Consider the following 19,398-nt stretch of genomic DNA (forward strand, 5'->3'; position numbering starts at 1 on the left):
GATCACAATGCCTACTTTCAACCAGCTTGTACGCAAAGGCCGTGAGGTGTCTGTCCGCAAGTCTACCGCCCCTGCTCTGCAGAAGGCTTACAACTCTCTGGACAAGTCCTACAGCAATGCCAACAGCCCCCAGAAGCGTGGTGTTTGCACCGCTGTTCGTACTATGACCCCCAAAAAGCCGAACTCTGCTCTGCGTAAGGTAGCCCGTGTTAAGCTCACGAATGGTATCGAGGTAACCTCTTACATTCCGGGTATCGGCCACAACCTGCAGGAGCACAGCGTAGTACTGATCCGTGGCGGCCGTGTTAAGGACCTTCCCGGTGTGCGTTACCACATCATCCGTGGTACTCTGGACACCCAGGGTGTGGCCAACCGCAACCAGGCCCGCTCCAAGTACGGCGCGAAACGCCCCAAGGCCGGTGCCGCGAAGAAGTAATCAAACGTATACCCCGCCATCAAAGGCTTATTTATATAAATAGTAAGACCTTGCATGGCACAACGGGAGTTTATTGCTTTCGAGTACCGATGATATCATTCTGTGAAGGAGGGAAGAAAGATGCCTAGAAGAGGTATTACTGCAAAGCGTGACGTTTTGGCTGATCCTGTCTACAATTCCAAGATGGTCACCCGTCTGATCAACAGCGTGATGCTGGACGGCAAGAAGGGTGTTGCCCAGAAGATCGTTTACGATGCGTTCGACATCGTGAAGGAGAAGAGCGGCAACGATCCCCTGGAGATGTTCGAGAAAGCTCTCGAGAACATCATGCCCAGCCTGGAGGTCAAGGCCCGCCGCGTGGGCGGCTCCACCTACCAGGTGCCCATGGAAGTGCGCCCCGAGCGCCGCGAGACCCTGGGTCTGCGGTGGCTGACCAGCTACTCTCGCAGCCGCAGCGAGCGCACCATGCGCGAGCGTCTGGCCAACGAGATCATGGACGCCGTGAACGGTACCGGTAACGCTGTCAAGAAGCGTGAGGATACCCACAAGATGGCCGAGGCCAACAAGGCTTTCGCCCATTACCGCTATTGATCCTGTCTGGAGTTTTAGGAGGTTAATATGCCAAGAGACGTTTCTCTGGAAATGACCAGAAACATCGGCATTATGGCGCACATCGACGCCGGCAAGACCACCACCACCGAGCGTATCCTTTACTACACCGGCGTGAATCACAAGATCGGTGAGACGCACGATGGCGCGGCTACCATGGACTGGATGGCGCAGGAGCAGGAGCGTGGTATCACCATCACTTCTGCTGCTACCACCTGCTACTGGAGCCACACGGAATTGCTGAACGATCCCGCCGCCGCTAAAAAGAACCGGCACCGGATCAACATCATCGACACCCCGGGCCACGTGGACTTCACCGTTGAGGTGGAGCGCAGCCTGCGCGTTCTGGACGGTTCTGTTACCGTTCTGTGCGCCAAGGGCGGCGTGGAGCCCCAGTCCGAGACCGTTTGGCGTCAGGCCGACAAGTACCATGTTCCCCGCATGGCCTACGTCAACAAGATGGACATCATGGGCGCCGATTTCTACCGCGTTGTGAAGATGATGCGCGAGCGTCTGAAGTGCAATGCGGTGCCCATCCAGCTGCCCATCGGCAAGGAAGACGATTTCAAGGGCATCATCGATCTGATCGAGATGAAGGCCGACGTCTACTACGACGATATGGGTAAGGATATCCGCGTGGAGGAGATCCCCGAGGATATGCGCGAGCTGGCTGAGCAGTACCATGCCGAGCTCATCGAGGCCGTGGCCGAGAGCGACGAAGAGCTGATGATGAAGTACCTGGAGGGCGAGGAGCTCACCAAGGACGAGATCAAGAAGGCTCTGCGCCGCGAGACCATCGCCAACACTGTGGTGCCTGTGGTCTGCGGTACTTCCTACCGCAACAAGGGCGTGCAGAAGCTGCTGGACGCCATTGTCGACTACATGCCCGCCCCCACCGACATCGAGGACATCAAGGGTGTGGATCCCCGCACCGGCGAGGAGACCAGCCGTCCTTCCGACGACACCGCTCCCTTCGCTGCGCTGGCGTTCAAGATCGCCACTGACCCCTTTGTCGGCAAGCTGTGCTTCTTCCGCGTTTACTCCGGTAAGGTCGAAGCCGGCAGCACCGTTTACAACTCGGTGAAGGACAACAACGAGCGCATGGGCCGCATCCTGCAGATGCACGCCAATCACCGTCAGGACATCGAGATCTGCTACGCCGGCGATATCGCCGCCGCCGTGGGTCTGAAGAACACCACCACCGGTGATACCCTGTGCGATCCCAAGCATCCCGTCATCCTGGAGAGCATGGAGTTCCCTGAGCCCGTTATCCGCGTTGCCATCGAGCCCAAGACCAAAGCTGGTCAGGAGAAGATGGGTCTGGCGCTGAACAAGCTGGCTGAAGAGGATCCCACCTTCCGTACCTGGACCGACGAGGAGACCGGCCAGACCATCATCGCCGGCATGGGCGAGCTGCACCTGGAGATCATCGTGGACCGTCTGCTCCGCGAGTTCAAGGTGGAGGCCAACGTGGGCGCGCCGCAGGTTGCTTACCGCGAGTGCATCCGCCGTCCGGCCAGCGCCAACACCAAGTATGCCCGTCAGTCCGGTGGTAAGGGCCAGTACGGTCACTGCATCATCGACATCGAGCCGGGCGAGCCTGGCAAGGGCTACGAGTTCGTCAACGCCGTTGTGGGCGGCGACGTTCCCAAGGAGTTCATCCCCGCGATCGACCAGGGCATCCAGGGCGCCATGAAGGCCGGTATTCTGGCTGGCTACCCCGTTGAGGATGTGAAGGTCACCCTGAAGGGCGGCTCCTACCACGAGGTCGACTCCTCCGAAATGGCGTTCAAGATCGCCGGCTCCATGGCCTTCAAGGAGGCTATGGCCAAGGCTGATCCCGCCATCATGGAACCCATCATGAAGGTCGCCGTCATCGTTCCCGATGAGTACATGGGCGACGTCATTGGCGACCTGAACAGCCGCCGCGGCCAGATCCAGGGCATGGAAGCTCTGACCGGCTCGCAGCAGATCAACGCCTTCGTCCCGCTGAGCAACATGTTCGGTTATTCCACCGACCTGCGCAGCAAGACCCAGGGCCGCGGTCAGTATTCCATGGAGCCCAGCCACTACGCTGAGGTCCCCAAGAACATTGCCGAGGGCATCATGGCCGGCCGCAAGAAGGACTGAGCCTAAAGCCCAAAAAGAACTTGATTTTTGGCAAATGTTTTAGTATTATAACCATAGGTTCAATGGTTCAAAAAAAGGAGGACTATTAAAATGGCAAAAGCTAAGTTTGAGCGTACTAAGCCTCATGTCAACATTGGCACCATCGGCCACGTTGACCACGGCAAGACCACCCTGACCGCCGCCATCACCAAGGTGCTGGCCATGAAGGGCGACGCCGAGTTCACCGATTACGCCAACATCGATAAGGCTCCCGAGGAGCGCGAGCGTGGTATCACCATCAACACCGCTCACGTGGAGTACGAGACCGACAACCGTCACTACGCCCACGTGGACTGCCCGGGCCACGCCGACTACGTGAAGAACATGATTACCGGTGCTGCCCAGATGGACGGCGCTATCCTGGTCGTGTCCTCTGCTGACGGCCCCATGCCCCAGACCCGTGAGCACATCCTGCTGAGCCGTCAGGTTGGCGTGCCCTACATCGTTGTGTTCATGAACAAGGTTGACCAGGTTGACGATCCCGAGCTGCTGGATCTGGTCGAGATGGAGATCCGCGATCTGCTGAACGAGTACGACTTCCCCGGCGACGACACCCCCATCATCAAGGGTTCCGCCCTGGCCGTGCTGGAGAGCACCTCCACCGACATCAACGCTCCCGAGTACAAGTGCATCTTGGACCTGATGGACGCTGTCGACAGCTACATCCCCACCCCCGACCGCAAGGCCGATCTGCCCTTCCTGATGCCTGTTGAGGACGTGTTCACCATCACCGGCCGCGGCACCGTGGCTACCGGTCGTGTGGAGCGCGGCATGATCAAGGTCGGCGAGGAAGTTGAGATCGTCGGTCTGAAGGAAGAGAAGATGAAGACCACCGTTACCGGTCTGGAGATGTTCCGCAAGCTGCTGGACGACGCCGAGGCCGGCGACAACATCGGCGCTCTGCTCCGTGGTGTGCAGCGCACCGACATCGAGCGCGGCCAGGTTCTGGCTAAGCCCGGTTCCATCCATCCCCACACCAAGTTCCAGGGCCAGGTTTATGTTCTGAAGAAGGACGAGGGCGGCCGTCACACCCCCTTCTTCAACAACTACCGTCCTCAGTTCTACTTCCGTACCACCGACGTGACCGGCGTCATCACCCTGCCCGAAGGCACCGAGATGTGCATGCCCGGCGATAACGTCACCATGGACGTTGAGCTGATCACCTCCATCGCTATGGACGAGGGTCTGCGTTTCGCTATCCGTGAGGGTGGCCGCACCGTTGGTTCCGGCGTTGTTTCCAAGATCTACGAGTAATCGAAAGAGCTTGTGAGGCTTTCAAAGGCCCCCTGCCGAAAGGCAGGGGGCCTTTTTTGCTGTTTGCTCTAACGGTTGCAAACTTTTCCCATTCCCGTTTAACCGCTGTGCATCCGCCCATACTGCCCTTAGAAAAAATCGAAGGGGCAGTGAAGGTCACCATGCAGTATCGTTTCAAAGGGTTTTCCCGCCAGGGGGCAAAAATGCTCAACCAGGCGCTGATCATTGCGGGGGAGATGGGGCAGACCCAGGCGGGCACAGGCCATATTTTGCTGGCCATCCTCCGGGGCGGCGCCACTCCCGCCGCCCGCTTTCTCCAGTCCCGGCGCATCGAAGAGTCGCAGGTGACGCAGCGGGTGGCCGCGCTGGGCGGTATGAACGAGAGCCGTCGCCTTTCGCCCCGGGATTTCCTTCCCGAAGCCTGCAAGGCGCTGGATTTCGCTGTACTGGGTGCTCACGCTGCCCGCATGAAGGAGGCGCAGCCGGAGCATGTGCTCTGCGCCATTCTGGAGGATCCGGGCTGTACCGCCAGCCGGTGGCTGACCGAGTGGGGCGTGGAACTGAGCGAGGCTGCCCGGGAGTGCCGGCAGTTGTCCGGTCAGCTGGTTCTGCCGCTGCAGCCCCGGCTCTCCGCTCCGCCCCGCAGCGGAAAGGCCAGCGAAAAGTACGGCCGGGACCTCACGCAGATGGCTGCGGAGAGCCGGCTGGATCCTGTGCTTTGCCGGGAGCAAGAACTGGAACGGGTCATTGAAATACTTTGCCGCCGCCAGAAAAATAACCCCTGCCTTGTGGGAGAGCCGGGCGTGGGCAAGACCGCTCTGGCGGAAGCACTGGCACAGGCCGTTGCCGCCGGACGCGTTCCGGCCCAGTTGCTGCACAAGCGCATCCTGAGCCTGGATATGGCCAGCCTGGTAGCGGGAACCAAGTACCGGGGCGACTTTGAAGAGCGGTTCAAATCCCTCCTGGACGAGCTTTATAAGGACCGCAGCACCATTCTGTTCATCGACGAGATCCATGTCATCGTGGGCGCGGGCGCGGCGGAGGGCGCCATCGATGCGGCCAGCATCCTGAAGCCGATGCTGGCCCGGGGGGAGATCCAGGTCATCGGCGCCACCACCCAGGAAGAGTACCGCCGCTGCATCCAGAAGGATGCGGCACTGGAACGCCGCTTTGGCCGGGTGGTGGTGGAGGAGCCGGACCCGGAATCGGCCAAACGCATCTTGTCCGGCCTCGTGCCCCGTTATGAGCGCTACCATCAGGTGAGCATCCCGCCGCAGGCGGTGGCAGCGGCGGTGGAGCTGTCTGTACGGTACCTGCCGGGCCGTTTTTTGCCGGACAAAGCCATCGACCTGCTGGACGAGGCTGCTGCCGCTCTGCGCATCCATTGCGAGCGGGAAAATGACCGCTCCCGGGAACTGACCGCCGAGGACGTGGCCCGGGTGGTGGCCCGGGCCAGCGGCGTGCCGGTGCAGCGCATCACCGAAGCGGAACGGGAAAAGCTGGCCCTGCTGGAACAGCGTTTGGCGGAGAGCGTGGTGGGGCAGGCGAGCGCGGTGCACACGGTGGCGGGTGCGGTGCGCCGTGCCCGTACCGGCCTGCGGGAAGCGGGGCGGCCTTTGGGGGCCATGCTTTTCCTCGGCCCCACGGGCGTGGGCAAGACGCACCTGGCACGGATGCTCGCCCGCCAGTGGTTCGGCACCGAAAAGGCGCTGCTGCGCTTTGACATGAGCGAATATATGGAGGCCCATGCGGCGGCCAAGCTCATCGGCGCGCCTCCGGGCTATGTGGGTCACGATGAAGGCGGCCTGCTCACTGAGGCGGTGCGCCGCCGCCCGTATGCAGTGGTGCTGTTCGATGAGATCGAAAAGGCTCACCCGGACGTGCAAAATCTGCTCCTGCAAATTCTGGAGGACGGCCGTCTCACCGACTCCATGGGCCGCTGCGCCAATTTCTGCAACACCATCATTCTGCTCACCTCCAATCTGGGGGCAGAGCACCTGGCCGGGCAGGGGGGACTGGTGGGATTTGGCGCCACACCGGAGACCATCCCCCAGCGCCAGCGGCAACAGGTCATCGGCGAGGCGAAAAAGTATTTCCGTCCGGAACTGCTGGGCCGAATGGATGAACTGGTGGTGTTCGGCCCGCTGCTGCATGAGGACCTGACCCGCATCGCGGAGCGGATGCTGGATGAATTGGAGCAACGGGCGCAGGCGCGGGGCTACCGGCTGCGCCACAGCCCGGAATTGCCCGCCATGCTGGCGGGAGGGGACCGGCCGGTGTACGGCGCGCGGGATCTGCGGCGCACGGTGAGCAGGGCGGTGGAGCAGGCCCTGGCGGACAGCATCGCCGCAGGACAGGCCTGCCCCGGGGAGAGCTTTACCGCCTGCGTACAGAACGGACAGGTGGTTTTGCGCAGCGAAAACGAAGCGGCCGGCCATCGCGCCGAAGCGACAGTGTGAAAAACAGCCGCCCGCACCCCCATCAAAAGGGTACGGGCGGCTGTTTCGGTTCGTGGACGCCCGAAAAGGTGCGCCCGGTTCAGAATTTTTTGCGCAGGAGCGCAAAATCAAAGAAGGTGGTGTAGTAGGAAAGGGAGTACATCACCGGCTTTGCCAGCTTGGTGTAACTCACTTCTTCCAGCAACAGCAAAGCCTCGTGGGGCTGAACGGCCAGGATGCGACGTGAAGCGGGATCGCCCAGAACAGCGCTTACATGGGCTACGGTGCTCACCACGGAAACGCCGGAGGCTTCCTCCATAACGTCGAACACCGGACGGCCGAAATCCAGCCGGTCCAGCAGTGCCGGCGGAAAGAGAGCGGCGGGCAGGTAGTCCACCGACCAGATCACCGGCTGACGGTCTGCCAGCACACGTTTTTTGATCATCAGCACCGGCTGCCCCGGCTCAAGCGCGAGCCGCGCGGCCAGCGCCTCGTCGGCGTCCAGCCTCTGCACTGAAATATGGTCGGCATGCGGCGTGCGGCCCATGGCCTGGATCATAGCGTTGTATTCGAACTTCTGATCCAGCCGCCGGCGCAGTGCCGCCACCTGCCGGTTGATGACCGTGCCGATGCCCCGGACTCGTTCCACATAGCCTTCCCGCTCCAGTTCCGCCAGCGCGTCCCGGATGACCGTGCGGCTCACGCCCAGGTTTGCGGCCAGCTCCACTTCTGCGGGCAGCTTTGTCTCGGCGGAATAAACCCCGTCCCGTATCTCATCCAGAAGCCGCGCGGCGATCTGCTGACTGATCACCGCACCGCCCAGCGGGCCGTCCTCCGCCCTGTGTGTTCTTGCCATCAAGCGCACCTCCGTCCCGCGCCGCTGCGGCACGGACAAAAATCATACTTTTCAATCCAGTATACCACATTCGACAGAAAAATGCACCTGCGGTTGCAGCCCAAAGAAAAGAATGGTATCATGGCAATACATTGAACAAGGGAGAGAAACATATGAATATCCGGCCCTACCGATCATCGGATTGCCCCGCTCTGGCGGAATTATTTTATGAAACGGTCCACACAGTGAACGCCGCGCACTACACGCCTGACCAGCTGGATGCCTGGGCCGACGGGAAGGTGGACCTGGAGGCCTGGGACAGCTCTTTTCGGGAGCATTATACCCTTGTAGCAGAGGAAGAGGGGAAAATCCTCGGCTTTGGGGACATCGCCGCCGACGGATATCTGGACCGGCTCTATGTCCACCGCCTGCACCAGCGGCAGGGAATTGCCGCCGCCCTCTGCGACCGGTTGGAACAAACGGTAAAAGGCTCCATCGTCACACACGCCTCCATCACGGCACGTCCCTTCTTTGAGGCGAGGGGCTACCGGGTGGTGAAGCAGCAGCAGGTGGAGCGCCACGGTGTGCTGCTGACCAATTTCGTCATGGAAAAACAACGCTGAAAAAGGCCGGGCAGGGAAGAAAAATCTTCCTTGCCCGGCCTTTTTATGTGTTTTAGCGGTTTTTGATGTACTCGTCGATGGCCTTGGCGGCTTCCTTGCCCGCGCCCATGGCCAGAATGACAGTGGCCGCGCCGGTCACCGCGTCGCCGCCGGCGAACACGCCCGGGCGGCTGGTGGCGCCGGTCTCGTCCGCCACGATGCAGCCCCGCCGGTCGGTATCCAGACCGGGGGTGGTGGAGCGGATGAGGGGGTTGGGGCTGGTGCCGATGGCCATGATGACCGTGTCCAGCGGCAGTTCAAAGCGGCTGTCCGGCTTTTCCACCGGGCGGCGGCGTCCGGAAGCGTCCGGCTCACCCAGCTCCATCTCAACGCAGGCGATGCCCCGTACCCGCTTGTTTTCGTCGCCCAGCACTTCCACGGGGTTGGTGAGCAGCTTGAAGACGATGCCTTCCTCTTCGGCGTGCTCCACTTCCTCCCGACGGGCGGGCAGCTCGTCCATGCTGCGGCGGTAGACAATGTAAACCTCCTCGGCACCCAGACGTTTGGCGCAGCGGGCCGCGTCCATGGCCACGTTACCGCCGCCCACCACCGCCACCCGACGGCTGTGCTGGATGGGGGTGCGGCTGTCCGGCCGGTAGGCCTTCATCAGGTTCACACGGGTCAGGTACTCGTTGGCGGAGTAGACGCCGTTCAGGCTTTCGCCGGGGATGTTCATAAACCGGGGCAGACCCGCGCCGGAGGCAACATACACCGCCTCGAAGCCTTCTTCTTCCATCAATTCGTCCACGGTGAGCACCTTGCCGATGACCATGTTGGTCTCGATGGAAACGCCCAGCGCCTTGAGCCCGTCGATCTCCTGCTGCACGATGTCCTTGGGCAGGCGGAACTCGGGGATGCCGTAGACCAGCACGCCGCCCGCCAGATGCAGGGCTTCAAACACGGTCACGTCGTAGCCCTTTTTGGCCAGCTCGCCCGTGGCGGTGAGACCGGAGGGGCCGGAACCGATGATGGCCACCTTGTGGCCGTTGGGAATGGGCTTTTCGGGCGCGGCGGTGGAGTGGGCGCGGTGCCAGTCGGCGGCAAAGCGCTCCAGCCGGCCGATGCCCACGCTCTCGCCCTTGATGCCCCGCACGCACTTGCCCTCGCACTGGTTCTCCTGAGGGCAGACCCGCCCGCACACCGCGGGCAGTGCGCTGCTGGCGCTGAGCACCTGGTAGGCGCCCTCAAAATCTTCTTCCGCGATTTTGCCGATGAACTCGGGGATGTGGATGCCCACCGGGCAGCCGGACACACAGGGCATATTCTTGCAGTGCAGGCAGCGCTTGGCCTCGTTCACCGCCATCTCGGGGGTGTAGCCCAGGGCCACTTCGTCAAAATTCTTGTTGCGCACGTCCGCCGCCTGGCTGGGCATGGGGCAGCGCTTCGGGTCCATGTTCCGTTCCATCAGCGCACCTCCTTGTGCAGCAGATTGCAGCTTTCTTCGCGGGCGTGGGCCTCGAACTCACGGTACATGCCGCCCCGCTGCAAAGCCTCGTCAAAATCCACCAGGTGACCGTCGAAGTCCGGCCCGTCCACGCAGGCGAACTTGGTCTGGCCGCCCACCGTCAGACGGCAGCCGCCGCACATGCCGGTGCCGTCGATCATGATGGGGTTCATGGAGACGATGGTTTTGACGTTGTACTTTTTGGTGGTCAGGCTGACGAACTTCATCATCACCAGCGGGCCGATGGCGATGACCTCGTCGTAGCCCTCGCCGGCAGAGATGAGCTCTTCCAGGGGCTTGGTCACAACGCCCTTTTCGCCCCGGCTGCCGTCGTCGGTCATCAGGATGAAGCGGTCGCTCACCGCCTTGAACTCGTCCTCCAGAATGACCAGATCCTCGCTGCGGAAGCCGGCGATGGTGTGCACCACACAGCCCAGCTCGTGCAGCTTTTTGGCCACGGGGTAGGCGATGGCGCAGCCCACGCCGCCGCCCACCACGGCCACCTTTTTAAGGCCTTCCAGCTCGGTGGGGCGGCCCAGAGGGCCCACGAAATCCTGCAGCGCGTCGCCCACAGAAAGGCTGTTCAGCTGCATGGTGCCGCCGCCCACCACCTGAAAGATGACGGTCACGGTGCCGGCGGCGGGGTCCTGGTCGGCGATGGTCAGCGGGATGCGCTCGGAGTCGGCGCAGGCCCGCAGAATGACGAACTGGCCCGGCTGGGCCTTTTTGGCGATCAGCGGCGCTTTCACCACCAGTTTGGTCACGGTGGGGTTCAGTTCGCTGCGCTCCACAATGGTAAACATGGCTTTCCCTCTTTCCCTTGTTGCCCTCTATGGGTACTTCTTTATAGTATAGCGAAAAAGCGCCGCCTGCGCAAGGGCCCGGCGGCGTCGTTAAAAAGAAAACGGCGGGTTTTGCACCCGCCGCTTTTTTAAATGTTGAGAGAATAGGTGCTTTCGTTGCCACCGTTGTCCAGAATATGCAGCTGGTAGTCCAGCTCGGGCAGCTCGCCGTTTCCGTACTCCGCTGTCCAGGGCAGAGTGAAGGATTTTTTCTCCAGGGTGAACCGCAGGTAAAAGGTCACCTGCCCCGAGGGCTCGCTGGGGCCCTTCTCGCTGCCCGGCTGGATGAACTCGGTGTCCAGCGCGAGATCCAGCACCTCTTCGCCCACCAGCGTGGCGGTGACCCACGCTTCCACCGGCCATTGATAGGGCTGGCTGTTCTCCGAATAACAAACTTCCACGGGGATCTCATAGTCGCCGCCGCTCTGCCGCACGGTGAAGGTGTCGGAGCCGAAGATGTGGCTGGAACTTTGCATCACAAAGGGCAGTTCCCGGATCTGCATCTCGTACTGGCCGGCAAAGACGGGCTCGGTGTAGAGCTGTTCCGCTTTCGTCTCGCCGCCCTGGGTGAGGCTGACATTCAGAGTGTAGCTCTCCGTCAGCGGCACCCAGCCTTCGGCAAAGAACACATCGCCCTCGCCCCGCACTGCGTCCATCGACAGACTCTGCCCGTCGCTCAGCACAAAGCTGAAACGCAGGACGCAGTCCTCGGTGATGGTGCGCGGTGTGGCGGAAAGACTCATCAGCACCCGGCCATCGGTGGGGGAGTACTCCTTGGTCTGTATGTCCCAGCTGGCCAGCAGGCTTTCGGAAGGGGCGGTTTGGGGCGCGTTCGGCGTGAAGGTGTCCAACCGGTTTTGCAGCGCGGCAACGGAACCGTCCAGCGTGGACACGTTGCTCCGCATGATCTCCAGCTGCTGGCGCAGCGAAGCCAGCTGGCCGTTCTGCCACACAAGGCCCGCCGCCAGCGCCAGCGCCGCCAGCACAGCCGGAGCGCCCAGCCAGAGCAGGGTGCGGCGTTGATGCCGCTGTTCGCTGCGGGCGCTGCTGTCCAACAGGGCCTGTATCCCCTCCAGCGAGAGGGGAGCCTGCGCCGGCTCGTTTTCGAGGCTGCTTTGCGCCTGCGATTCTTCGCCGGTGAGCAGCGCGTCGATGCTCACCCCCAGCTCTTTCGCCAGCTGATGCAGGTTGTCCAGGCTGGGCAGGGTGGTATCTGCCTCCCATTTCCCGATGGCCTGCCGGCTGACGCCCAGCTTTGCGGCCAGCGCTTCCTGGGAAAGCCCGGCGGCTTTTCGCAGTGACGCAATGCGGTTGCCCAAGGTCATAACGGTGTTCCTCCTTGTGGTTTCTGCCTTTATTCTATCAGAAACGTCTTTTTCGCGCCACCAACATGGTTTTCCATTTCCTGCAACCAGCGGTTGCCCTGCGTGAAAAAGGCCGGAAAAAGGCGAGACGCAGTGCGCCGGACGATCGCAAAAAAGGCGGCGGATGCACTGCACCCGCCGCCCTTCAAAAATCAGAAAGCGATGATCTTATTCTTCGGCAGGGCAAGCCACCAGGAACAAAAAGTCGCTGCCGCCTTCGGATTCGGGGAACGCGCCGTACATGGAGAAATTATACATGAAGCGCTCGGCCATCAGCACACCGTAGCCGTCCTGGCAGTGGTCGGTGGTGTCGTAAGGATCGGCCACGATGAAAACATCGTCCTGCTGGGTGTCGGTGCCCATGGTATCGTAACCGATGATGACCTGCCAATGGCCGCCCCAGTCGTTGTAGCAAACCATGACGGGCTTTCCTTCCGCCAGCCAGCCCTGGATGGTGTCCATCCATACCTCAGAGGCGTGGTCTTCGTAGTCCAGAGTAGTGGTGTATGTAAAACCGCCCACACCGTCGAAAATGTCCATGGCCTGTTTCAGCGTGGTGCCGGGATAACCTTCCAGTTCCGTGCCGTCCAGAGAATGGCGCAGCGCGGCCAGGCTCTCCTCGTTCCAGTCGCCCAGACGGTCGTACCAGTTGAGCACCATCAGCGAGCTGGTCACGCCGCAGGCCCATTCGCTGGTCTGCTGCATGGTCTCGAACCCGGTCAGAATGGTGAGGGTGTCGCTGGACTCCATGTTGTAGTAATCGGGATGGGCGAAATAGGGCGAATCTTCGTGGTCACCCAGCCGTTCCACCGAGTCGGCCCCGTCCTCGGGCGACAGATCCACCGCATAGGGGATCTTCATTTCATCGGTGAAAGCGGCGCTCTCGTTTTTCGTTTCAGATACTGCATCCACCTGGGATGTTTGGGCCGCCCCAGACGACTGGGTCCCTCCCGACGTGTTGGTGCAGCCGGCCAGCAGGCTGGCGGCCATGGCCAGGGCAAGGGTCAGTGCCAGAGTGACTTGATGTTTCATTTCTCGATCTCCTTTGTTTTTCAATTCTGCGAAAAAACGCAGCGAGGTGAATTATAGCCGATAATAATGCAAACTTCAATAAAAAAGTGAATTTTTTATCATGACAGCGGCAGGATAGAGAAAAAGCCGCCCCGGCGGGGCGGCCTTTGCAAAAAACGGAAAAACTCAGCTCTGGCGATTGAACAGCTTGGGCGCAACGCCAGCCAGGATCACCATGGCGATCACGGTGAGGATGGTCTCGGGGATCATGTAGGTGGCGTTGTAGACAGCGCTGTACAGCCAGCACAGGGCGTTCTCGCCCATGTTGGCGATGGCCGCGCCCCAGCCGAAGCCTTCCATCCACTCAAAGGCGGTCTCGTAGTCTTTCCAGACGATGTAACCGGAAAGGAAGCTGCACAGATAGCGGCCAAAGCACATGATGACGGTGCTCACGCCCACGCCCAGGCCCAGGGGCTTTTTGGGCTTGGCCACCAGGCAGGCCAGACCCAGCAGGGTGAAGGCCAGCACATAGTCCAGGAAAATGCAGCCCACAACGGCGCCGAAAGTCTGGCACCAGGCCAGGTTCTTGATGCCCAGCATCAGCTGGATGAGGCTGTGGACAAAGGCGGTCAGCACGCCCCACTTCACGCCGTGACGATGGCTCACCAGCAGGATGGGCACCATGCTCACCAGCGTCACCGAGCCGCCGCGGGGCAGCTCGTAGACGGGAATGAAGCCCAGAACGGTGGCCAGCGCCACCATCAGCGCGCATTCCACAAGGATGCGGGTCTTGGAGAAGGTTTTGTTCATACAGGTTCAGCGACCTTTCAAAGAATAGTACATAAAAACAAAAACGCCCCCGCGCAAAACTGCACAGGGGCGCTCTTCAAGCGTCCGATCCTCAAACTCCCTACGCCGGCATTACCCGGATCAGGTTCAAGGTGACTCGAGGCTGCGTTTCGCCTCGATCTCAGCCGGGTATGGCACCCAGCGCCCCTGTTTTTATGTCCGGGGTAAAGTATAGCGCCATGAGAAAAGATTGTCAAGCTTTGACGGCGGCTTTGCCGGTCTTGCAGATGTCCGCAAGGCAGCAGGCGGCGCAGTTCGGCTTGCGGGCGTCGCACACCTCCCGCCCGTGGTAGACAAAGCGGTGGCACAGATCGCTGCCCTCCTCGGGGGGGATGATCTTCCACAGGGCCATCTCCACCTTTTTGGGGTCCTTCTCGTTTTTCACAAGACCGATGCGGTTACACAGCCGGATGCAGTGGGTATCGGTGACGATGGCGGGCTTGCCGAACACGTCCCCCATAATGAGGTTAGCGCTCTTGCGGCCCACGCCGGGCAGGCTCAGCAGGGCGTCGAAGTCGTCCGGTACCTTGCAGTCGTATTCGTCCCGCAGTTTGCGCATGCACAGGCTGATGTCCCGCGCCTTGGAATGGCCCAGCCCGCAGGGCTTCACGATGGCCTCAATGTCTTCCGGCTCAGCGTCGGCCAGCTCTTTCACGCCGGGGTATTTTGCGAACAGGTCCTTCACCACCACGTTCACCCGCGCGTCGGTGCACTGGGCGGCAAGGCGCACCTCCACCAGCAGCTGCCAGGCATGGTCATAGTCCAGGGTGCAGTCCGCCAGAGGATAGGCCTGTTTCAGCCGTTCGATCACTTCCAAAGCAAGGGCCTTTGTGGTCATGTGTTTCCCTCATTTCCGATGTTTTCCGCCATTATAGCATGAATTCTCACAAAGCGCAAACCGGCCCTTGTGCCGGCGGCCCGGCGGGGGTATAATGATAACATATACCGTCCGTTGGGGCAAATGCACATTCAGGAAAGAGAGGGGAACTTCATGTACAAGGAAATGATCGACACCATCGGCTTTGTGGCCGGGCAGGACCCGGAACTGGCCGCGGCTATGGAGCGGGAGCTGGTCCGCCAGCGGCAGAACATCGAGCTCATCGCCAGCGAGAACATCGTCAGCCCGGCGGTGATGGCCGCCATGGGCAGCGTGCTCACCAACAAGTATGCCGAGGGCTATCCTGCCCACCGCTATTACGGCGGCTGCGCCTGTGTGGACGAGGTGGAGAACCTGGCCATCCAGCGCGCCTGCCAGCTGTTCGGCGCGAAGTTCGCCAATGTGCAGCCCCACTCCGGCGCGCAGGCCAATCTGGGCGTCTATTTCGCTCTGCTGGAGCTGGGCGACACCATCCTGGGCATGGATCTGGCCGCCGGCGGCCACCTGACTCACGGCAGCCCGGTGAACATGAGCGGCAAGAATTACAACTTCGTGGCCTATGGTGTGGACGAAAACGGCTTCCTCGACTACGATGCCCTGCGCCGCCAGGCGCTGGAAGTGCGGCCCAAGATGATCGTGGCCGGCGCTTCCGCCTATCCCCGGGCCATCAAGTTTGACGTTCTGGCCGATATCGCCCACGAGGCGGGCGCGCTTCTGATGGTGGACATGGCCCACATCGCGGGCCTTGTGGCGGGCGGCGCGCATATGAGCCCCATCCCGTATGCCGACGTGGTCACCACCACCACCCACAAGACCCTGCGCGGGCCCCGTGGCGGCATGATCCTCACCAACAACGAGGAGATCGCCAAGAAGGTGAACAAGGCCATCTTCCCCGGCACCCAGGGCGGCCCGCTGGAGCACGTCATCGCTTCCAAGGCGGTCTGCTTCGGCGAGGCGCTGAAGCCCGAGTTCAAGACCTATGCCCAGAACATCGTGACCAACGCCAAGGCTCTGGCCGATGGGCTGCAGAGCCGGGGCGTCAAGCTGGTGAGCGGCGGCACCGACAACCACATGATGCTCATCGACCTCTCCGACCTGGAGTGCACCGGCAAAGAGCTGGAGCACAATCTGGACGAGGTGCACATCACCGCCAACAAGAACTCGGTGCCCGGCGAGAAGCGCAGTCCCTTCATCACCAGCGGCCTGCGTGTGGGCACCCCGGCGGTCACCACCCGCGGCTTCGGCGTGGCGGAGATGGACGTTGTCGCTGGCTGCATCGCCGACTGCATCTTCGACTTCGAGGGTAAGAAAGCGGACGTGGCCGCCCGTGTGGCGGAGCTGGTGCGCCGCTTCCCGCTGTACGAATAAACCAAATTTCCCGGCGGCCGGGCCTTTGTGCCGGCCGCCGGGCTCTTTTGAGGAGAAAAGGCTATGGCTTACATCGAGTGCAAACTGAAATCCCAGCGGCTGCTCACCACCGTGGGCGTCAAAATCTATCTGCCCTGCGACCTTCCGGTGGAGGTGGGCAACAAGGTGAAGGGCGTGTTCACCCTGCTCCACGGCTTCACCAACAGCGGCGACGACTGGATGCAGATGACCGCCGCCCCCCGCTACGCCGCCGACAACGGCCTGGCGCTGGTGGCGCCGGACTGCGGCAACTCTTTCTATCAGGATATGACCTACGGCGGAGCCTGGGCGGGATTTGTCACCGAGGAGCTGCCGGTGCTGCTGCGGGAGATGTTCCACCTGCCCGCCGAGCGGGAGAAAAACTTCATCGGCGGCCTTTCCATGGGCGGTTACGGCGCGCTGTATCTGGGCCTCAGCCGCCCGGATCTCTACGCCGGCTGCGCTTCCTTTTCCGGCGCGGTGGACGTGGCCATGATGCTGGAGCACTCCCACATCCCCGGCGTCAAAGAGGTGTTCGCGCCCATCTTCGGGCCGGACCTGCGCCTGCCCGAGGCCAGTGAGATCCGGCAGCTGGCGGCCAAGGTGGCAGCGCTGCCCGCGGACCAACAGCCCAAAATTCTGCTCACCAACGGCTTCCAGGACCAGGAGCCCTACTACATCCGCTACCAGAACGACGCGGTGGACGAGTGCCTGCGGGCGCTGCCCCTGGCCCACTACCGCCGCCTCCAGTGGGACGGCGTGCACGAGTGGAACTTCTGGGACCGCAGTCTCGTTTATGCCATCGACGATTTTGTGAATCCCGGCTATGCGGCCAAAAAGCTGAACGACTGGGCCGCGCCGGTCACCGAGACGGGAGGTGCCCCCCGTGGCTGAACCGCTGGCCCAGCGCCTGCGCCCCCGCACCCTCGGTCAGGTGTGGGGCCAGAAGCACCTGCTGGGGGAGGGGCGCGTGTTCCGCCGCGCCATTGAGAGCGGAACGGTGCCCAACATGATTTTTTACGGTCCGCCGGGCGTGGGCAAGACCACCGTGGCCCGCATCATTGCGGAACAGAGCGGCATGCGTCTGCACAAGCTCAACGGCACTTCTGCCTCCACAGGGGACATCAAGGCCGTTCTGGCGGAGATCGGCACCCTGCAAAGCCAGGGTGGCCTGCTGCTCTATTTGGACGAGATCCAGTACCTGAACAAAAAACAGCAACAGAGCCTGTTGGAGTGCATCGAGGACGGCACCGTCACCCTCATCGCCTCCACCACCGAAAACCCCTATTTCTATATTTATAACGCGCTGCTCAGCCGGTGCGCCGTGTTCGAGTTCAAATCCCTCACCCCCGCCGACGTGGCCGACGGCCTGCGCAACGCGGCCGGGCGCCTGTCCGAGATGGACGGCGTGCCCCTCACGGTGGAGGAGGACGCGCTGGACATTCTGGCCCACGGCTGCGGCGGCGATATGCGCAAGGCGCTGGGGTGCCTGGAACTGGCAGCCGCCGCGGCGCGTACCGATGAGACGGGGGCGCGCAGGGTGGACGGGGAAATGGCCCGCCAGGTCACCGGGCGCACCGCCATGCGGTACGACAAAAACGGCGACGACCACTACGACATCCTTTCCGCCTATCAGAAGTCCATGCGCGGCTCCGATCCGGACGCGGCGCTGCATTACCTTGCCCGCCTGCTGGAAGCGGGGGACCTGGTGAGCGCATGCCGCCGGCTGATGGTCTGCGCCTGTGAGGACGTGGGCCTTGCCTGGCCCCAGATCATCCCCATCGTCAAGGCGGCGGTGGACGCCGCCACCATGCTGGGCCTGCCGGAAGGGCGCATCCCTCTGGCGGACGCGGTCATCCTGGTGGCCACCGCACCCAAGTCCAACACCGGTGAAGCGGGCATCAACGCCGCTATGGCCGACCTTCAAAAGGGCCGCACCGGCCCCATCCCGCGCCATCTGCAAAACAAGCATTTCGACGGCGAGGACGCAGCGGTGAAGGGTCAGCACTACAAATACCCCCACGCCTATCCCGACGGATGGGTGGCTCAACAGTACCTGCCCGACGCACTGGAGGGTGTGCAATATTATCAATGGGGCGAGAACAAGACCGAGCAGGCCGCCAAAGCCTATTGGCAGCGGATCAAAGGCGGCGAGAAGGGCTGAGCGGCTCGTCATTGGGATGACCCTTGACAAAATATGTGAAAACAATTACTATTATATGCAGTAAATATGCGTCGCGTGGTCTTTGCCGCGCAGGCGGGAACAGGAGGGAAGAACCATGCGCTATTCACGGCAGCGGGAGTTGGTGATGCGGCAGGTGCAGAGCCGCTGCGATCACCCCACCGCCGATGAGATCTACACCGCCGTGCGGGACGATTGCCCGGGCCTGAGTCTGGGCACCGTATACCGTAATCTGAACGGGCTTGTGGAAGCCGGGCGTGTGCGCCGGGTGACCATTCCCGGCCAGGCCGATCGCTTCGACCGCACCTTGGCGGAACACGACCATATGTTTTGTACCCGGTGCGGCCGTGTGGAGGATGTTCAGCTGGACAAAACACCGCTGGATGAGATGATCGCCGCCCGGCCGGAACTTGCCATCGAAGGCTACGCGCTCACCCTGTACGGAGTGTGCAGCGCCTGCCACGAGGCAAGCGGTTCCTGATAGATAAAAAGAAAATACCGCTGCTTGCCACGAGGGCAGGCGAGCGGTTTTTTTCATGTAAGATGCGGGTGCTTATTTCTCGGCAATGGCCTCGATCTCGCACAAAACGCCCTTCGGCAGGGCCTTCACAGCCACGCAGCTGCGGGCGGGCTTGGAAACGAAGTACTTGGCATACACTTCGTTGAACGCGGCGAAATCGCCCATGTCAGCCAGGAAGCAGGTGGTCTTGACCACATTCTCAAAGCCAACGCCGGCAGCCTCCAGAATGGCGCCCACGTTCTTGCAGCTCCACTCCGCCTGAGCGGAAATGCCCTCGGGCACGTTGCCGGTGGAGGGATCCACGGGGATCTGGCCGCTGGTGAACACGAAGCCGTTCACCTCAAAGCCCTGAGAATAGGGGCCGATCGCGCCGGGCGCCTTGCTGGTCTCGATAACTTTCATCTTGTATTGACCTCCTTGCAGTGTATCATGTTCAAATGGGAGGCCTTTCTCTTTGCGGAAAGACCGTCTTCATCCTTATTATACCAGACCGGCCTGTGAAATCAACCTTTTTTGCATC

Annotated in this window: 18 protein-coding genes and 1 riboswitch; of the genes, 10 read left to right on the top strand and 8 right to left on the bottom strand. The window is 61.7% G+C overall.

What is annotated here, in order from left to right; all coding sequences use genetic code 11:
- The first annotated feature begins 7 nt into the window (after nt 1–7).
- From rpsL to ACMNAY_RS06075, 5 genes are all read left to right on the top strand, one after another.
- On the top strand, nt 8–436 hold the full coding sequence (gene rpsL / locus ACMNAY_RS06055; RefSeq protein ID WP_177522824.1) for a 30S ribosomal protein S12: 429 nt from the start codon (nt 8–10) through the stop codon (nt 434–436).
- 120 nt (nt 437–556) lie between these two features.
- Nucleotides 557–1,027, top strand: a complete 471-nt coding sequence (rpsG, locus tag ACMNAY_RS06060; RefSeq protein WP_177522823.1) for a 30S ribosomal protein S7 — start codon at nt 557–559, stop codon at nt 1,025–1,027.
- A 27-nt stretch (nt 1,028–1,054) separates the two neighbouring features.
- On the top strand, nt 1,055–3,175 hold the full coding sequence (gene fusA, locus ACMNAY_RS06065) for an elongation factor G (RefSeq protein WP_418718788.1): 2,121 nt from the start codon (nt 1,055–1,057) through the stop codon (nt 3,173–3,175).
- Nucleotides 3,176–3,265: 90 nt separating this feature from the next.
- A complete protein-coding gene (gene tuf, locus ACMNAY_RS06070) occupies nt 3,266–4,468 on the top strand; it encodes an elongation factor Tu (RefSeq protein WP_394976176.1) in 1,203 nt (400 codons plus the stop codon).
- A gap of 161 nt (nt 4,469–4,629) precedes the next feature.
- Complete coding sequence (locus ACMNAY_RS06075; protein WP_418718789.1) at nt 4,630–6,927, top strand: ATP-dependent Clp protease ATP-binding subunit; 2,298 nt, start codon at nt 4,630–4,632, stop codon at nt 6,925–6,927.
- 79 nt (nt 6,928–7,006) lie between these two features.
- Here the strand turns inward: ACMNAY_RS06075 and ACMNAY_RS06080 are convergent, their stop codons facing one another.
- Nucleotides 7,007–7,762 (bottom strand): GntR family transcriptional regulator, encoded by a 756-nt coding sequence (locus ACMNAY_RS06080; RefSeq protein WP_418718790.1) that lies wholly within the window; start codon nt 7,760–7,762, stop codon nt 7,007–7,009.
- 152 nt (nt 7,763–7,914) lie between these two features.
- Here ACMNAY_RS06080 and ACMNAY_RS06085 point away from each other — a divergent pair, with 152 nt between their 5' ends.
- A complete protein-coding gene (locus tag ACMNAY_RS06085) occupies nt 7,915–8,364 on the top strand; it encodes a GNAT family N-acetyltransferase (protein ID WP_418718791.1) in 450 nt (149 codons plus the stop codon).
- A gap of 52 nt (nt 8,365–8,416) precedes the next feature.
- Here ACMNAY_RS06085 and gltA read toward each other — a convergent pair whose 3' ends face one another.
- From gltA to ACMNAY_RS06115, 6 genes are all read right to left on the bottom strand, one after another.
- On the bottom strand, nt 8,417–9,808 hold the full coding sequence (gltA, locus tag ACMNAY_RS06090) for an NADPH-dependent glutamate synthase (RefSeq protein ID WP_418718792.1): 1,392 nt from the start codon (nt 9,806–9,808) through the stop codon (nt 8,417–8,419).
- Nucleotides 9,808–10,650 carry a sulfide/dihydroorotate dehydrogenase-like FAD/NAD-binding protein gene (locus tag ACMNAY_RS06095; protein WP_418718793.1) on the bottom strand — a complete coding sequence of 281 codons (843 nt, stop codon included), beginning with the start codon at nt 10,648–10,650 and terminating at the stop codon, nt 9,808–9,810. The genes gltA and ACMNAY_RS06095 overlap by 1 nt, the downstream gene beginning before the upstream one ends.
- Nucleotides 10,651–10,778: 128 nt before the next feature.
- Nucleotides 10,779–12,014: a helix-turn-helix domain-containing protein gene (locus ACMNAY_RS06100; RefSeq protein ID WP_418718794.1), complete on the bottom strand. Its 1,236-nt coding sequence runs from the start codon at nt 12,012–12,014 to the stop codon at nt 10,779–10,781.
- Between the two features lie 207 nt (nt 12,015–12,221).
- Nucleotides 12,222–13,085, bottom strand: a complete 864-nt coding sequence (locus ACMNAY_RS06105) for a C39 family peptidase (protein WP_418718795.1) — start codon at nt 13,083–13,085, stop codon at nt 12,222–12,224.
- 165 nt (nt 13,086–13,250) lie between these two features.
- On the bottom strand, nt 13,251–13,874 hold the full coding sequence (locus tag ACMNAY_RS06110) for an energy-coupled thiamine transporter ThiT (RefSeq protein ID WP_418718796.1): 624 nt from the start codon (nt 13,872–13,874) through the stop codon (nt 13,251–13,253).
- An 80-nt stretch (nt 13,875–13,954) separates the two neighbouring features.
- Nucleotides 13,955–14,072, bottom strand: a riboswitch (TPP riboswitch).
- Between the two features lie 34 nt (nt 14,073–14,106).
- A complete protein-coding gene (locus tag ACMNAY_RS06115) occupies nt 14,107–14,751 on the bottom strand; it encodes an endonuclease III domain-containing protein (RefSeq protein ID WP_394976169.1) in 645 nt (214 codons plus the stop codon).
- A gap of 153 nt (nt 14,752–14,904) precedes the next feature.
- On the opposite strand from ACMNAY_RS06115, the gene glyA reads away from it, so the two are divergent.
- From glyA to ACMNAY_RS06135, 4 genes are all read left to right on the top strand, one after another.
- Nucleotides 14,905–16,158 (top strand): serine hydroxymethyltransferase, encoded by a 1,254-nt coding sequence (gene glyA / locus ACMNAY_RS06120; RefSeq protein ID WP_394967369.1) that lies wholly within the window; start codon nt 14,905–14,907, stop codon nt 16,156–16,158.
- 63 nt (nt 16,159–16,221) lie between these two features.
- Complete coding sequence (locus tag ACMNAY_RS06125; protein WP_394967367.1) at nt 16,222–17,070, top strand: alpha/beta hydrolase; 849 nt, start codon at nt 16,222–16,224, stop codon at nt 17,068–17,070.
- Nucleotides 17,063–18,340 (top strand): replication-associated recombination protein A, encoded by a 1,278-nt coding sequence (locus tag ACMNAY_RS06130; protein ID WP_418718797.1) that lies wholly within the window; start codon nt 17,063–17,065, stop codon nt 18,338–18,340. The genes ACMNAY_RS06125 and ACMNAY_RS06130 overlap by 8 nt, the downstream gene beginning before the upstream one ends.
- Nucleotides 18,341–18,455: 115 nt before the next feature.
- On the top strand, nt 18,456–18,839 hold the full coding sequence (locus ACMNAY_RS06135; RefSeq protein ID WP_418718798.1) for a Fur family transcriptional regulator: 384 nt from the start codon (nt 18,456–18,458) through the stop codon (nt 18,837–18,839).
- Between the two features lie 72 nt (nt 18,840–18,911).
- On the opposite strand, the gene ACMNAY_RS06140 is transcribed toward ACMNAY_RS06135, so the two are convergent.
- Complete coding sequence (locus ACMNAY_RS06140; RefSeq protein WP_394967361.1) at nt 18,912–19,280, bottom strand: RidA family protein; 369 nt, start codon at nt 19,278–19,280, stop codon at nt 18,912–18,914.
- Nucleotides 19,281–19,398 lie beyond the last annotated feature (118 nt).

Source organism: Candidatus Allofournierella merdipullorum (assembly GCF_048426865.1).
In the GTDB taxonomy this organism is placed as follows: Bacteria; Bacillota; Clostridia; order Oscillospirales; family Ruminococcaceae; genus Allofournierella_A; species Allofournierella_A merdipullorum.